At 69.5% G+C, this 13,489-nt stretch carries 14 protein-coding genes; all 14 read right to left on the bottom strand.

All coding sequences use genetic code 11. From position 1 onward, the window contains the following. Positions 1-25: 25 nt before the first annotated feature. Positions 26-1,033, bottom strand: a complete 1,008-nt coding sequence (locus ACZ5C2_RS11535) for an NAD-dependent epimerase/dehydratase family protein (protein WP_246531967.1) — start codon at positions 1,031-1,033, stop codon at positions 26-28. 28 nt (positions 1,034-1,061) lie between these two features. Further along, positions 1,062-1,898: an aminoglycoside phosphotransferase/kinase family protein gene (locus tag ACZ5C2_RS11530; protein ID WP_189909530.1), complete on the bottom strand. Its 837-nt coding sequence runs from the start codon at positions 1,896-1,898 to the stop codon at positions 1,062-1,064. Continuing rightward, the gene (locus tag ACZ5C2_RS11525) at positions 1,895-2,551 is read right to left on the bottom strand and encodes a histidine phosphatase family protein (RefSeq protein ID WP_468789100.1); all 657 of its coding nucleotides are present in this window, start codon (positions 2,549-2,551) and stop codon (positions 1,895-1,897) included. The genes ACZ5C2_RS11530 and ACZ5C2_RS11525 overlap by 4 nt, the downstream gene beginning before the upstream one ends. Then, a complete protein-coding gene (locus ACZ5C2_RS11520; RefSeq protein WP_189909528.1) occupies positions 2,548-3,303 on the bottom strand; it encodes a phosphotransferase in 756 nt (251 codons plus the stop codon). Before ACZ5C2_RS11520 ends, ACZ5C2_RS11525 begins: the two co-directional genes overlap by 4 nt. Beyond that, on the bottom strand, positions 3,300-4,145 hold the full coding sequence (locus ACZ5C2_RS11515) for a class I SAM-dependent methyltransferase (protein ID WP_189909527.1): 846 nt from the start codon (positions 4,143-4,145) through the stop codon (positions 3,300-3,302). Before ACZ5C2_RS11515 ends, ACZ5C2_RS11520 begins: the two co-directional genes overlap by 4 nt. A 31-nt stretch (positions 4,146-4,176) precedes the next feature. Further along, complete coding sequence (locus ACZ5C2_RS11510) at positions 4,177-4,689, bottom strand: P-loop NTPase family protein (protein ID WP_189909526.1); 513 nt, start codon at positions 4,687-4,689, stop codon at positions 4,177-4,179. A 96-nt stretch (positions 4,690-4,785) separates the two neighbouring features. After that, positions 4,786-5,838 carry a glycosyltransferase family protein gene (locus tag ACZ5C2_RS11505; protein WP_246531966.1) on the bottom strand — a complete coding sequence of 351 codons (1,053 nt, stop codon included), beginning with the start codon at positions 5,836-5,838 and terminating at the stop codon, positions 4,786-4,788. Next, positions 5,835-7,553, bottom strand: coding sequence for a carbamoyltransferase family protein (locus ACZ5C2_RS11500; RefSeq protein WP_266403048.1), 1,719 nt, complete (start codon positions 7,551-7,553; stop codon positions 5,835-5,837). Before ACZ5C2_RS11500 ends, ACZ5C2_RS11505 begins: the two co-directional genes overlap by 4 nt. An 8-nt stretch (positions 7,554-7,561) precedes the next feature. Further along, a complete protein-coding gene (locus tag ACZ5C2_RS11495) occupies positions 7,562-8,512 on the bottom strand; it encodes a thymidylate synthase (protein WP_189909523.1) in 951 nt (316 codons plus the stop codon). After that, the gene (locus ACZ5C2_RS11490; RefSeq protein ID WP_468789096.1) at positions 8,509-10,362 is read right to left on the bottom strand and encodes a hypothetical protein; all 1,854 of its coding nucleotides are present in this window, start codon (positions 10,360-10,362) and stop codon (positions 8,509-8,511) included. The genes ACZ5C2_RS11495 and ACZ5C2_RS11490 overlap by 4 nt, the downstream gene beginning before the upstream one ends. Then, positions 10,359-11,081, bottom strand: a complete 723-nt coding sequence (locus tag ACZ5C2_RS11485; protein ID WP_189909521.1) for an HAD family hydrolase — start codon at positions 11,079-11,081, stop codon at positions 10,359-10,361. The genes ACZ5C2_RS11490 and ACZ5C2_RS11485 overlap by 4 nt, the downstream gene beginning before the upstream one ends. A gap of 441 nt (positions 11,082-11,522) precedes the next feature. Next, positions 11,523-12,074, bottom strand: a complete 552-nt coding sequence (locus ACZ5C2_RS11480) for a class I SAM-dependent methyltransferase (RefSeq protein WP_266403051.1) — start codon at positions 12,072-12,074, stop codon at positions 11,523-11,525. A 381-nt stretch (positions 12,075-12,455) separates the two neighbouring features. Beyond that, positions 12,456-13,082 carry a hypothetical protein gene (locus tag ACZ5C2_RS11475; protein ID WP_189909519.1) on the bottom strand — a complete coding sequence of 209 codons (627 nt, stop codon included), beginning with the start codon at positions 13,080-13,082 and terminating at the stop codon, positions 12,456-12,458. Further along, positions 13,040-13,441, bottom strand: coding sequence for an ATP-binding protein (locus ACZ5C2_RS11470; RefSeq protein ID WP_246531990.1), 402 nt, complete (start codon positions 13,439-13,441; stop codon positions 13,040-13,042). Before ACZ5C2_RS11470 ends, ACZ5C2_RS11475 begins: the two co-directional genes overlap by 43 nt. Positions 13,442-13,489: the final 48 nt, after the last annotated feature.

The raw sequence follows: 13,489 nt of genomic DNA, 5'->3' as shown, positions 1-13,489 counted from the left end.
TCCTCTCGGGCTCCGGGCCGCGGGGTTACGCGGCTCGGCTGTAGTCGGGGACCTGGGCGGCCAGGGCCTGCATGTGGGCGCGCAGGCCGTTGTGGAGGTCGACTCGCGGCTGCCACCCGAGGACTTCTCGGGCACGGCTGGGGTCGGCGCGGGTTAGGAGGACGTCACCGGTGCGCGCGTGGTCCTGCTGGAGCTGGATGTCGCGGCCGGTGAGGCTGGTGGCAATGTTGATCACTTCCAGCAGCGATGTGTTCGACCCGCCGCCCACGTTGATCGCGCCCTGCGCTGTCGGCACGGTCGCGGCGGCGATCGTGGCAGCGACCACGTCATCGATGTAGGTGAAGTCGCGTCGCTGGTGACCGTCTCCGTACAGGCGAAGCGGCTGTCCGGTCAGAGCGGCCTGCAGGGCGCGGTGGGTGAACATGTCGGCGCGCTGGCGGGGGCCGTAAACGGTGAAGTACCGCAGGGCGACGACGCTGGGACCGACGGGGCGCTCGGCGTAGGCGAGGCAGAGCTGTTCCTCGGCCAGTTTGGTCACGGCGTACGGGGAAGCCGGCTTCGGACGGTCGGCCTCGACACTCGCGCCGCCGTCGGTCGGGCCGTAGATGCTGGAGGAGGACGCAACGACCAGTCGCGGGACGCCGATGCGGGTGCAGGCTTCCAGGACCCGGTGGGTGGCCAGCACGTTAGACGCGAGGTAGTCGCTGAACTGCGGCCCCCAGGAGGGCCGTACGCCGGGAATGCCGGCGAGGTGGAAGACCGCGTCCGCGTCGATCAGGAGTGGGTCGATCGCGCAGTTGAGGAGGTCGGCGGTGATGTGGTGGTACCCCGGGATACCGCGCAGGGAGGCGAGGTTGGCGATGGCCGTGGCGTCGGCGGAGGGGTCGCGGCGGTCAACGCCGATGACGGTGGTGCCGGCCTGTACGAGGGCATGTGCGAGGTGGGAGCCGATGAATCCGGCGCAGCCGGTCACCACAGCCCGGCGCGGGGCGGCGGTGGTCGGGTGCTGCTGCTCGTGGTGCGGCACGGGCATCTCCAGGAAGGTGATCGAAGGGAGGAAGTCAGGTGAGGCGGGACAGGACGGTTCGGCCGTGCGCGCTCAGGGCGAGGTCGTTCTCTTTGTGGCCCTTGACCAGGGCGGTGGTCGCCTCGATGGCGCCGAAGGACTCCAGAAGGCGCCGCTCGGTGTCGGTCAGCGGGCGGCCGTACCCGTCGAGGAAGGCGGTTCGCAGGTGGGGCGCGGCCTGCCAGCGGCGGAATTCGAGCCGGGCGAAGTCGCGGACGCGGGCGTCGCGTCGCATGTGCTCGAAGTCGCAGATGCCGAAGGCATCGCCGATCAGCCAGTTGCGCGGCTGGTAGTCGAGGTGGCAGATCGCGCTGTCCATGAGGCTGTTGCCCAGGATGGCCGCGTGGTGCTTCAGCAGGTTCCGCTCGGCCGTGTCGATGAGGCCGACGTGAGCGGCCCGGTCGATCCAGCTCTGGAGGCGTTCGGCGAGCGCGGCGCCGACGGCGCCGCCCTGGGGCATGGCGGTTGCCTGGTGGAGCTTGCCGAGGACGTGGCCGGCCTCGTGATGGGCCAGTTCCTCCTCGGGTGAGCCCGGGGCCGCGGTGTCCGCCCGATCGCCTGCGAGCGCGGTCAGCAGAAGGGTGCGGGTGGCGTCGTCACGGCCGACCAGCTTCGGCGCGTGGCCGGTCAGGTGGGTGCCCCATGTCCGGTAGGCGTGGAGTTCCCTCGCGTATCGGTCGGGCTCGGTGTGCTGTTTGGCGACGAAGTGCTGCCCGTCGTCGGCCACTACGCGCACGACCCGGGGAGGGAGCAGGGGGTCCGGCATAATCTCGACGGCGCCGAGGAGGTCGTGCGCCAGTTGGATCCGGGGGTCGTCCGATGTGGCGATCACGGGGTCGGCTCCGGTGTGAGGAGACTGAGGTGCTCGGTGTCGTTGTGCCGATCGAGCATCCAGCGGGTCTGGCCCAGGCGGTTGCGGTGGTGCTGCCAGCGGGTGATGGAGGCGTGGTTGTGCGTGAAGCCCGCCGGCGAGCCGATCGGGATGTCGAGGAGCAGGGTGTGCGCGGTGATCACCGTCTCTCCGTGGGCGGCGAACACGATGCGCTTCCCCTTGTTCTCCTCGATGAGCTGACTCAGGTTCTTGCTGGCGCGCTTCAGGTACCCGTTCCAGGTGTCGGAGCCAGCGGCCCAGGGAGTGTCGGGGTGCGCATGCGGGCCGCCGTTGGCGGCTGTCTTCACCGCATCCCACGGTTTGCCGTCGGCATCGCCGTGGACGGGGCCGTCGAGCCGGTCGTCGAAGTGCAGCGGAATCTGGAGCGTCTGGGCCATGATCTCGCCGGTCTGGACGAGGCGAATCCGCGGGCCCGCGTAGACCATGTCGAAGGGCTTCTTCAGGTGCTCGGTGGCCAGGCGGCGCGCGGCCTGTTCGGCCTGGGCGTACCCGAGGTTGGTCAGTCCGGTGCAGGTGCGCGGGCCCCCGACGAGGCCGTCGGCGTTGCACTGGGCCTGGCCGTGCCGTACGAAGACGAGTTCGGTAGTGATCACGGGGTTCCTCGGAGGTGGGAGCGGAGCGGCCAGTGGTAGCCGTTGCGCCCGACGTACGGGGCGGTCAGGACGGCGTGCAGGGCCAGGAAGTCGTCGAGGCGTCCGCGGTTCGTTACGTCGAGCTGGGAGCCGTAGCATCCGGCCGCCGTGTTGTACGTGCAGAGGGCGGCGTTGACGGCTTGGTCCGTGAGTGCTCCGTACGTCAGGTGGAGTGTCGCGATGAGCTTGGCGAGGTCGTATCCCATCGGGGCTAGGGACAGGTCGTCGGTGTCGACGGTGACGATGTCCCCGGCCGTGGTGATGATGAAGTTGCGGGGGTTGCTGTCCTTGTAGAAGGCGAGCGGTCCCTGCGCGGTCTCCTTCAGCAGGCCGAGCATCGCGTACAGGGCCACCTTGTTCGGCAGGTAGCCCTGCACGTGGCGTCGCCGGAGCGCGATCTCCCGCGGGCCGAGGTAGTCGTCGAACGGCGTTCCGTCGTTGAAGCGGTGCGGAGTGCCTAGCGATGCCGACTGCAGGTCGCTGCGCCATGCGGCACCGTGCGCGCGGCCCAGCAGTTCCGCCATGCGCGGCAGGTCCTTGGGGCGTACGGAGCGGCCCTCGACTCGCTCGAACGCGAGACTGGCCGGTCTGATCGCGTGAAGGGCCGGCTGTCGCAGCGGCTTCGCGTGTTCTTTGATCCACCGGTAGTGGCGGACAGCTCCCGCCGCGCGCTCCGGTGTCTCGTAGTGCTTGGTGAACGCTGGGAGGGTCATGCCGGCTCCTCCTGCGCCTGTGCGACGACGAAGGTGATGAGGGACCGAGTGGTCAGCGGCTGGTCCGGAAGGAACTCGTGCAAGGTCGCTGCCAGGGCCCCGGGGTTCCCGTACAGGCCGGGCGCGAGGTCGTACTTGGGGTTGGTGGCGAGGTACTGCGCGAGGTGGTCGTGGCCGTCGAAGGTGAAGGCATGCTTCTCGTCCAGGGTGGCGATCACGTCGAGCGAGGAGGTGGCCAGAGCGGCGAGGTTGCCGCTGTGCGCGGCGGTGTAGAGGCTCTCGTGCTTCTCGGCCCGCACATCGAGGCCGGCCGCGGCGACCAGCTGGTCCATCTCCCGGTAGCTGTCGAGTCCCTTTGTGACGAGTACGGCCAGGCCCCCGGGGGCCAGAACTTCCGCGATCTGCGCGATGACGTCGTTGGGCCGCGGCGAGTGGTAGAGGCAGAACGCGGCGACGGCAACATCGCACGACCCGGCGGGCAGCGGGAAATCGTGGAAGTCCCCTTCGACGAATTCCGCCACGGTGTCGGGCAGTTCCTCGGAGCGTGCGCGGGCCTGGACGAGCAGGGCGGGGGCGGCGTCCAGGCCGATGACGCGCCGGGGCCTCAGCTGCTCGACGATGGCCAGGGTGCTCGTGCCGCGACCGCAGCCGATGTCGAGCACCATGCCGAGGCGGTTCGGATGCGCGTGGTGGGCCTGCACCAAGCTGACGATCGTCTCGAGCACGGGGCGACCGGACGTCTTCGCGCGCATCAGGGCGCTGGTCCGTCCGGCCAGCCGGGAGGCGTGACCGTACAGCTCCTGCCGGCGGGCGGGGTCCAGGAACGGGTTGGGCTCGTTCATGCCGCACCCCCGCTCCAGGGGCGCGGGCCGTTCAGGACTGCTCGGCGGCCACCTTCCGCAGCCAGCGGCGCGTCTGGCGCCGGTTGGCCAGCAGGACCACGTCGGCTCGGCCGGCGGCGTACTCCTCGATCTTCGCCATGACCCGGGGCCGCATCTTGCGGCGGTACGTGGCCACGTACTTGATCACGCCCCAGTGGATGCGGTTGTGTACGCCGTTGCCCTTGTGCCCGGCCCCGTGCCGGATCTGCCGGGAGAAGATCCCGTACAGGGCCGTCACGGTCGACACATCCATAAGGACCACTGTGTCGCAGGCTTCGAGCCGCACCGGCAGCGTCGAGTTGTAGTTGCCGTCGATCACCCACCGCGGCTTCGCGACCAGCTCGCGCTGCACCTCGGTGAATTTGTCCATGGGCAGCGCGTTCCACTCGTCGTCGTAGAACGCGGCATCCAGGTGCGTCACCGGGGCGTCGAGGATCCTGCCCAATTCGCGGGCCACGTGGGATTTGCCGCTGCCTCCGCAGCCGACGATGGCGACCTTCTTCATGGTGCTCCAGCGTAGAGAGGTTCGGGTGTGTGGCGGAGCCATCCCCCCGGACACGTTCTGATGACCCAGGCGTCAGGGTCTGTCGAGCGGACTCCATCAAGCAGCTCCCCGCTCGGTTGCCGTGGTCTGGACGAGCCCGTGCAGTGCGGATTCGAGGGTGTCGACCTGCTTGTTCCGGCCGAACAGGCGCAGGCGGTCCACGCACGCCGCGATCAGGTCGGCGTGCTGCCGTGTGCCGGCGATCTCGCGGAGGTAAGACAGCCGCTCGATGACGTCTCGGCCGGAGCGCACGATCAGCTCCTCCGGTACGAACCGGTCCGCGAAGCGGACGTCCGCCGGGACTAAGGGCAGGCACCCAGCGAGCACGGCCTCGAAGATGCGCTGCGTCATCTGCCCGACGGCGGCGTACCGCTCGGGCAGCATGAGGACCGTGGCCAGAGACCGGCCATAGACGTCGGCGGCGGCTTCGAAGGGGATTCGGCCGACGAAGTGGACGTCCGGCCAGCGGTCGGTCTTCGTCCACTTCCCGGCGACCAGGTGCTCGACCCGGGCGGCGGCCGGGGCGAAGAAGCGGTCGAAGGGCTCGTCGCGGTCGTACTGGTTGCCCACGTAACCGAGCGCGAGGTCGCGGGGGCGCGCGGCGAGGGTGGCGGGATCTGCCTGGGCGATGAAGTGGTCGGCGACGGGGAAGAGGAGGGAGCGCGCGCCCAGCGTCGGCGCGAGGGCAGCCTCGCAGACGAGGGTGTGGGCGGTACGCCGCCACACGCTCTCGGCCTGCAGGGTGCGGTCCTTGTCCCAGATCACGGTGGGCGTCCGGTGCCGCACGGTGTAGTGGTTGATGAGTTGGGCCTGGCGGTGCAGGTCGCAGGTGTGCCCCTCGGTCCCGCAGACCGTGGTGTTGCGGCCGGTGATCGCCCAGCGCCATTCCAGGAACACGACGTCGATGCTCGGGGTGCCGGCGTCGAAGGTGTACGCGCCGCCGAGGTCGTCGCCGGCTTCGAGGCGGTCGCGGTCGGCCTGTAGGAAGACGATGTCGTGGCCGCGGGCGATGAGGGCGTCGATGAAGGGGCGGCGGTGGCTGCGGCCCCCGTCCGGGGTGTCGGTGACGCCGTTGCCGAGGAAGCCCCAGAAGCTGTATCCGATCTTCACTTGGTGATCCACCGCCCTTCTAGGAGCAGGGCGTCGAGTCCGGAGTTGGCCAGGCAGTCCAGCGCCATCTCGGGCGTCCCGCAGATCGGCTTGCCCTTGACGTTGAGGGAGGTGTTGATCAGCACGGGCACGCCGGTACGGCGGCCGAAGGCGGTCAGGACCGCGTGTATGAACGGGTTCTGCGCCTTGGTGACGGTCTGCAGGCGGGAGGTGCCGTTGGCGTGCACGATGGCCGGCACGCGCTCGCGCGTCTTGTCCGTCACGCCGGAGACCATGGACATGTACGGCGCCTGCTGCCCGAGCGTGAAGAACTCGCCGGCGCGCTCGGCCAGGACCATGGGGGCGAAGGGCCGGAAGGGTTCGCGGAACTTCACGGTGGCGTTCAGGCGCTCGACGACGCCGGGCTCCAGTGGGGAAGCGAGGATCGACCGATTGCCAAGGGCGCGCGGCCCGGCTTCGACGGCCCCCTGGAACAGGCCGACGATCGTGCCGTGGGCCAGCTGGTCAGCGAGGAACTCGGCGGTTTCGATGCCACGGGTCTTCTGGTGAAGGCCGGGCCAGGGCGTGAGGTCGAGGGGCTGGTCCTCGTAGGAGGGGCCGAGGTAGCAGCTGCGGGCGACGCCGGCCAGAGGGCGGGGGCTGCGTCCGTCGACATGTACGGCGAGGGCGGCGCCGATCGCGGTACCGGCGTCACCGGGCGCGGGCGGCACGAAGACCTCGTCGAAGATGCCGGCCTCAATGATCTTCCCGATGCTCACGCAGTTCGTGGCGACACCGCCACCCACGCACAGGCGTTGGGAGCCGGTGAGCACGCGAGCGTGGCGGGCCAGGTGCACCATCACCTGCTCGGTCCGCTCCTGGAGGGCAGCCGCCAGGTCCCGGTGGAGGTCCGTGAGCGGCTCGCTCGGGTGCCGTTCGGGGCAGGTCTCGGCGACGAACTGCCGGGATGTCCTCGGGTATCCCGACGTGAGGGTGCGCGTGGGGAAGTAGCCGGGATTGATGCGGAAGCCCGTAGCCGTCGTGCGGACCGCCTGGGCGAACAGGTGACGGAAGCGGGCGGGGTCGCCAAGGGCGGCCAGCGCCATGACAGTGCCTTCCTCGTCGCCCCGGCGCCAGCCCAGGTGATCGGTGATGGCGCCGTACACGTAGCCCAGGGAGGCCGGGTCGTTGATCGCTTCCAGGGTCTGTGTGCGGGGGCGATGTGTGCCGTGGCCGCGGGCGATAGTGGTGGTCTGCCGCTCGCCGAGACTGTCGACCACCAGTACGGCGGCTTCGTCCCAGCCCGAGGCGGCGAAGGCGGTGAGCTGGTGGGCGCGGTGGTGCAGGATCGGCGCGACGCGAGCAGAGGGGAACTGCCGGCCGAGGATGCGCAGGCGCCGTTGGGTGCGCACGGCCACCTTGGCGAACCCGTGCGCTCGGGCCAGGCTTCGCTCGCGTGTCGCCGGGGAGAGCGCCAGGCGCAGGGCGGCGGGCGACTCGGCGAGGTAGCGGGCGGGCTGGAAGTTGTAGGCGACGGCGTCCACTTCGGCGGCGGTGAGTTTGGCCTGGCCGAGCAGCCACTCGATGGCCAGGGACGGGTAGAGCTTGGTGTGCTTCTGCTCGGAGAGGCGCTCCTCCTCCACGAAGCCGACCAGTTCGCCGTCCACGAGGAGGGCAGCCGACGAGTCGTGGGTGTACGAGCACAGGCCGAGGATGACCGAAGGCGTGCGCTTCATGGCGGCGGTCACCTCGCCCCGGCCGTCGCGGCGGGCTTGGTCGAGCGCCGCTTCAGTTCTCCGTACCAGGCGGTGAGGGCCTGGCCGAGGGGGCCGTCGATCTTGTCGGCCGCCCGCCATGCCTGCTCGCGCTCACCGTCCTTCCACAGCCGGTAGCTGTGCAGCGTCTCGGCCATCGTGTCCCAGCCGGGGTGGCCGGTCACGTCGCGGGCCTCGACTTGGTCGAGCAGAGCGTCGAAGCCCGTCCACGACGTTCGCAGCTCGGGCATGAGCGGGCTCGCCGTGAGCGAGGTCAGCAGCTCGGCCTGCTCGACGTGCTCGTCGTAGATGTGCAGCGAGCCGACGTGCAGGTGGAATTCGCCCAGCTTCGAGTCGAGCCACCCGGAGACCAGCTCGTGCAACACGGTGTAGAAGAACACGTCGTACGGCATGCCGATCCACACGTCCTGGCCGCGCATCATGGTCGCCATATGCAGGCGGCCGTCGCGCAGATGGAAGCGGAAACCGAGGGTGCAGGGCACGTCCTTGTGCCCTGCGGCGTCCTGGGCCGGGTCGTAGAGCTGGACCAGGGCCCGCCGGGAGTCGGGGTCCTCCTTGAGGATCTCCACGACACGGGCCAGCTGGTCCACCTTGCCACCCCAGTTCCGCATCCTGGGCCCGTACGCGCCGAGCAGTACGCCGTCGTTGGCGTACCGCCGCAGCCGCGCGTTGTAGTCGAAGATCCACGGGTCGTCGGAGCCGGAGAGGTGCCAGACGGTCTCGGCGACCGCGAAGGCCGGGTTCACGATCCGGGCCGGGGGAGCGTAGAGCAGGCGGGCGCGCGGCTGGGTGAGCAGCAGGTGGACGTCACGGACTTCCCGCGTGGCCATGCCCCGGGGGCTGACCTTCTCGCCGGACTTGGCCAGCATGATGGCGCCGGAGAACAGCTCGGCCATGCTGTCGGCGGTGAGGTGTGTCATCGGGCAGGAACTCCTTTGCCCTGGGGCGACGCAGAGGTCGCGCCGAAGGCATCGTGGTGGACGTGATCGGATGATCTGGCGCTGGCTTTGGCGCGCTGGGTGATGAGGCGAGCGACCTGGGCCGCGCTGTCGCCGCGCCACCGGCACACCGCGTCCATGGCCGTCTGCGGAACGGGCGTGCCCGGTTCAAGCAGTGCGGAGAGCGCTTCGGCGACGTCAACGGCGTTGTGGCACCGGGTCGCCAGGCCGTGGCCGGATAGGTTCAGCGTGCGTTCGCCCGGCGGGCCGATTTCGAGGACCGGGACGCCGAGCAGCGCGGCCTCGATCCCGCACGTCGAGTACGCACTCGCCAGAGCGTCGGCCCCGGCAAGGCAGCCCCGCGCGCCGACCCGCGGATCGGCCACGGCCACCAGCGGCCCTCCCTCCTGCTTCAGCAACGTGGCGAAGGCATCGGCGCCCTGCGCCGGGTGCGGAGCGATGACGAGACCCCAGTCGCCGTCCGCCGCACTCAAGCCGTCCAGGAGGAGGTCCGCCTGGGTCTTGAGGTGACCGGGGCTGAACGGCTGGCAGGCCCACACCGCGATCCGGGCAGGGACGCGGCGATTGCCCGGAGCCAGCACCTTCTCCAGGTACCGCCGCTGTGCCTCACGGCCGAGGGCGGCCAGCGCGTCGAAGCGAGGCTGTCCCAACACGTGCACCTCGCCTGCGGGGTGGCGGACCCACGCTCGGGCCAGGGGGAGGTCCCGTTCGCCCATGACGACGATGTCGCGGCTGTGAAGTGCCGGCCAGGCGACTGACTCTGCCATCCACGCTCCGTGCTGGACGTGGACCGTGTTCGCGCCGTGACGCTCGGCCGCGTGCGCGGCCAGTGCGCCCAGCGGGCTGGTGTCGTTGCTCAGGAGGACGGTGTGCGGCCGGGTCGCGGACAGGACACCGTCGAGCCAGCTCTCTGCGCGGAGGAGTGTCCGCCATGACGGCTGAGTGCACCCGCCGCTGGTTTCGAGGAGTACGGACAAGAGCCGTACGAGACGCGCGAGTTGGAGGCAAAAACCCTTGACGCGGACGATGCGCTCGTCGTCGGGCAGATGCAGGCCCTCGGCAGTGCCGGAGAGGGTGAAGAGGTCGCTCGGCGCCGAGCGCAGGTCGATGCCCGACGCCGTCGGCGCGGCGCACCGCTCCGCAGGGTCGGTGGCGAGATCGAGCAGCAGGTTCGTCCGTTCATCGCGCTTCAGCTCGACGAGAACCGGCATCAGGGTGGCCGCATGCCGGGAGGTCCACGACAGCGCCACGACGTCTCGCTGCTGCAGGTCCGCAGGGAGCGGGCTCGGCTCCGTGTTCGCCGTGCTGGAACGGGAGCGGTTGCGTAACTGGGCGGAGCGGGTCGGGTTGTGCGGAGCCGCTGCCCCGAGCAAATAGGCGATGCCGGACCATGTGACGGTGTACGCGAGGTACTCCCGCGAGCTGCTGGTACGAAGCCCGACGAGCCCCTCGTACGGGGCGAGGGCCAGGGGCCCCGGAGCCGTCGCGAACGGCTCCCAGGCGTCCAGGGCCAGCAGCTTGCGCAGGATCTCGGCCACGAAGCGCCGAACGGGAACGTGCTGGACGTGGAGCCAGCCAACGCCGCCCGGTGTGGAGGCGCGCGAGGATCCGTATGGTTCCAAGGCGTCCATGACGTCCTCGACGAGGGCGCGCAGTTCCTGCCGGTCGACAGGGATGGTCTCCAGTTCCCGGGTCCGGATGTGGTCGGCCTTCGCGTGGTCCAGGGCGCCGCTGCCGACGAGAGCCCATCGGGGCTGGCCGGCGAAGTCGGAGCGGACCAGACCCAGACCGCCGGTCGCACGGGTGCTCACACCAGGCTCCCCTCGACGAACGGCGAGGCGGAGGTAAGCAGTTGCAGCAGTTCCTCCGGCGAGGTGACGATCTCGGGTGCGGGCGAGGTGGGCTGCCCGTATCCCCACCCGGCATGGACGTAGGCGACACCGGCGCGGGCCGCCGATTCCTGGTCGACCGCCATGTCCCCCACGTAGACAGCCGCGGCGGGGTCGACTCCGAGGTCGACCAACGCCAGGAGGATCGGGTCGGGGGCCGGCTTCGCCCGGCCCGGCCCAGCGGAGGTGCGGACGGTGGCGAAGGGGCATCCGAGCTGCGCGAGGAGCGGGGCGGCACGGTTGATGTGCTTCGACGTCACGATGCCCAGCCACCAGCCGGCGGCCACGAAGGCATGGAGCACTTCGACAACGCCGGTGAATTCGTGTGCGAGGTGTGCGGCGGCGACGGATTCCGTCTCGTACGTCCGGCGGACTGCGTCGACGTCGGCGACGCCCAGCCGATGCATGATGTCGCCGAACTCGCGTCCCAGGTGACGCTCGTAGTCGGTGAACGGAAGGGTGATGCCGTGGGCCTCCTGCACCTGCCGCCACGCCTTCTGCATCACCGGACGGGTGTCGAGCAGGACGCCGTCGAGGTCGAGAAGAAGCGCACGCTGCGCGCGGCCAGCGTGCTGTCTCTCGCCAGCTGTGATCTCGGATGCGGCCGGAGGCGGTGTCGTAATCGGGGCGGGAACGGTCATGCTCGTTCTCCTCATCAGGGTGGCTATTGGCAGCAGGCGGCGTGACTCAGAGGTCCGAGACCGGGTCGACTTCACACTCGGGGTACTGGCTGGGCCCGCCGGCCTTCTCGAACGGCGCATTGAGGCTCGTGGGTGGGTGGTGACGCGGGGCGACTCGCACTCCTCTGCCGGACCGTGTGGGCGACGGCTGCGGGCGAGGCTGGCGAGCACACGTCGGATACCGACCGGATCGAGGAAACCGCTGTAAGGCACCGTGACGGGACGATGAAATCGGATCACTCACGGTTCACTCATCCACTCGACCGGCAGCGACCTTTCCCCCTCACTGGCTCGACTTGAGGTAAGGAAATGCCGGGCTGACGAGTGGACGCCGGTGCCGACGAATGGTCACAAGGTCCGGTTGCGCGGGTTGGACAGGAACAGCGCGGTTTGTCTGCCGAGTCAGCAGCGGTTCTGTTTGGCCCAGCCGTTCTGGAGGTCCTGCACTTGTTCCTCGGTGAAGCCGCGCTGCCAGGGCCTCTCGGCCGGTTCGCCCCCGCGCTCGGACCAGACACGAACAAGGACGTACAACTGCCCGCCAGGGCGCAACCAACGGCGTGCGTCGACCATGAACCGCGTGTGGTCGATGAACGGCAGGATGTTGCGGCAAACAATGAGGTCGAGCGAGCCGGGCTGCAGTCGAGGCGGGATTGCCCCCGCGTCGAAATCGTGCACACCGTAGCGCAGCCGACCGTTGACGCCTTGCCGATGCGCGGTCCGGATCGCGATCGGCGAGAAGTCCAGGCCCAGCACGTCGTAGCCCCAACGGGAGAGCTGTCGGCTGAAGCTGCCGATGCCGCAGCCGACGTCGAGTACGGATGCCCCGGCGTGCGGGTTGACGTGCTGGAGAAAGCGGTCGACCTCGGCGTCGGTCACGAGGCGGTCTATAGCCCGACCCTGGCTGTACCAGGCATCCCACTGCTCGGGACTGAGGCGATACAACAGCGACTTCATGCTGCGTCCTGTGGGTCATCAGTCGAAGCCGAGGCTGCTCCGTTCCCTGAAGCCGGCAGGCGGGAGAGCCGGTGAAAGCGGGAGAGGTCCAAGCCGCCACCTTGCACCTCGCCGGCAGGGACGGCGAAGAGATCGATCCCGGCCTCGCTAGGCAGTTCCGGGGCGGCCTCCTGGATGGCGAGGAGCGCCTCGCCTTGCTCGCGGTGCGGCAGGAGCCGCGGCGCCCGGTCGGTGTGTCCTTCGAATGTCATGGTGGGCCTCTGGTCAGGTGAAGTTGAAGGTGATGGCGAGCACGGCGAACACGGTGGCGATGAGGAGGACCTGGGCGCTGATCTGCCTCCAGCCCCAGCCCTTCTTGTCCATCCAGCGCAGCGGACGCCTTCAAGTCGGCGCAGTGGGCTCCTCGGGGATCACGAGGTGTACGAACGCCTGGTACCGCTCGCCCAGATGCTTGATCACGGCGCGGTACTCGTCGTCATCGGAGCTGATGTTGTGCCGGTCGAGGACGATCACACCCTCTGCGAATCCGCCTCGGATCTGTCGCTCGACTTCCCTCCATCCAGGGCGCTGCCAGGGGGGCGTGTAGACGCTCCGGCCCGTGCGCGAGCCGGGGAAGTACGTTGTGGGCACGGGTGCGGCAACATCGTGGAGCCTTGCTCCTATCGCGTAGCCGTGCTGCTCCGCCTCGGCATGGAGGGTGTTCCAGTCCTCGTCGGGGCTGGCCCCCGGACTCGGCACCAAGCTGTACGCCAGGACGCGAAGCTGCCGGTCGCTGCTTTGACGGTCGCGTTTTCCGACAGCCTCTCGATGGAAGTGCTGGCGGAGCTTACGGAGCTGCCCATTGTGCGACTGGCGCTCCAAGGGGTCGGGACCACTGTGCCGCCCCTGGATCCGGTCATTGCCGGCATTCGGCCAGCTGCCGGATGACTGCACCTCCAGCCCCAGACCACGGTCGGCCACGGAGCTCAACACGTCGGATCCAAGGTTGGTTGCGTCGTGCGGCGACATGGGGGCGCCTCCGTGAGAGTGGGAATGACCGCATATGTAGTCCGGCCGCTGTCGGTTACGCCCCACCGGTGTGACAGGCGTGCTACTAGGAGCAGCCCTCGTCCACCCAGGTCGTTGGCGCCGGCGCGTCGTCGCTTGGCCGGGGTGGTGCTCCCGTCGGTGACCTCGATCCGGAGCTGGCGGTTGCCGTACCGCACCCGCAGACCCACAGCCCCAGAGCCGTGACTGATTGCGTTGGTCACCAACTCTGAGACGACAAGCTGGGCGTCTTCTGCCGGGGCGTCCGGCAGGGCCCACTGCCTCAGCACGGCCGCTGTGGTGCCTCGTGCTTGAGCGACGTGAACACTCGCCGGCGCCATGACCATCTCGAAGGCACGGGATGCCAGCGCAGACACGGTCGGCGCGCT

The organism is Streptomyces sp. NPDC031365 (assembly GCF_055569765.1).
The sequence above is the reverse complement of the archived record's forward strand: the minus strand, read 5'-3'. Positions and strand labels throughout refer to the sequence as shown.

What these genes read in the sequence shown, in the direction of transcription:
- ACZ5C2_RS11515 (WP_189909527.1), bottom strand. Translation starts at nt 4,145, where the DNA reads ATGAACGAGCCCAACCCGTTCCTGGACCCCGCCCGCCGGCAGGAGCTG.
- ACZ5C2_RS11535 (WP_246531967.1), bottom strand. Translation starts at nt 1,033, where the DNA reads ATGCCCGTGCCGCACCACGAGCAGCAGCACCCGACCACCGCCGCCCCG.
- ACZ5C2_RS11480 (WP_266403051.1), bottom strand. Translation starts at nt 12,074, where the DNA reads ATGAAGTCGCTGTTGTATCGCCTCAGTCCCGAGCAGTGGGATGCCTGG.
- ACZ5C2_RS11520 (WP_189909528.1), bottom strand. Translation starts at nt 3,303, where the DNA reads ATGACCCTCCCAGCGTTCACCAAGCACTACGAGACACCGGAGCGCGCG.
- ACZ5C2_RS11510 (WP_189909526.1), bottom strand. Translation starts at nt 4,689, where the DNA reads ATGAAGAAGGTCGCCATCGTCGGCTGCGGAGGCAGCGGCAAATCCCAC.
- ACZ5C2_RS11500 (WP_266403048.1), bottom strand. Translation starts at nt 7,553, where the DNA reads ATGAAGCGCACGCCTTCGGTCATCCTCGGCCTGTGCTCGTACACCCAC.
- ACZ5C2_RS11470 (WP_246531990.1), bottom strand. Translation starts at nt 13,441, where the DNA reads ATGGCGCCGGCGAGTGTTCACGTCGCTCAAGCACGAGGCACCACAGCG.
- ACZ5C2_RS11485 (WP_189909521.1), bottom strand. Translation starts at nt 11,081, where the DNA reads ATGACCGTTCCCGCCCCGATTACGACACCGCCTCCGGCCGCATCCGAG.
- ACZ5C2_RS11495 (WP_189909523.1), bottom strand. Translation starts at nt 8,512, where the DNA reads ATGACACACCTCACCGCCGACAGCATGGCCGAGCTGTTCTCCGGCGCC.
- ACZ5C2_RS11475 (WP_189909519.1), bottom strand. Translation starts at nt 13,082, where the DNA reads ATGTCGCCGCACGACGCAACCAACCTTGGATCCGACGTGTTGAGCTCC.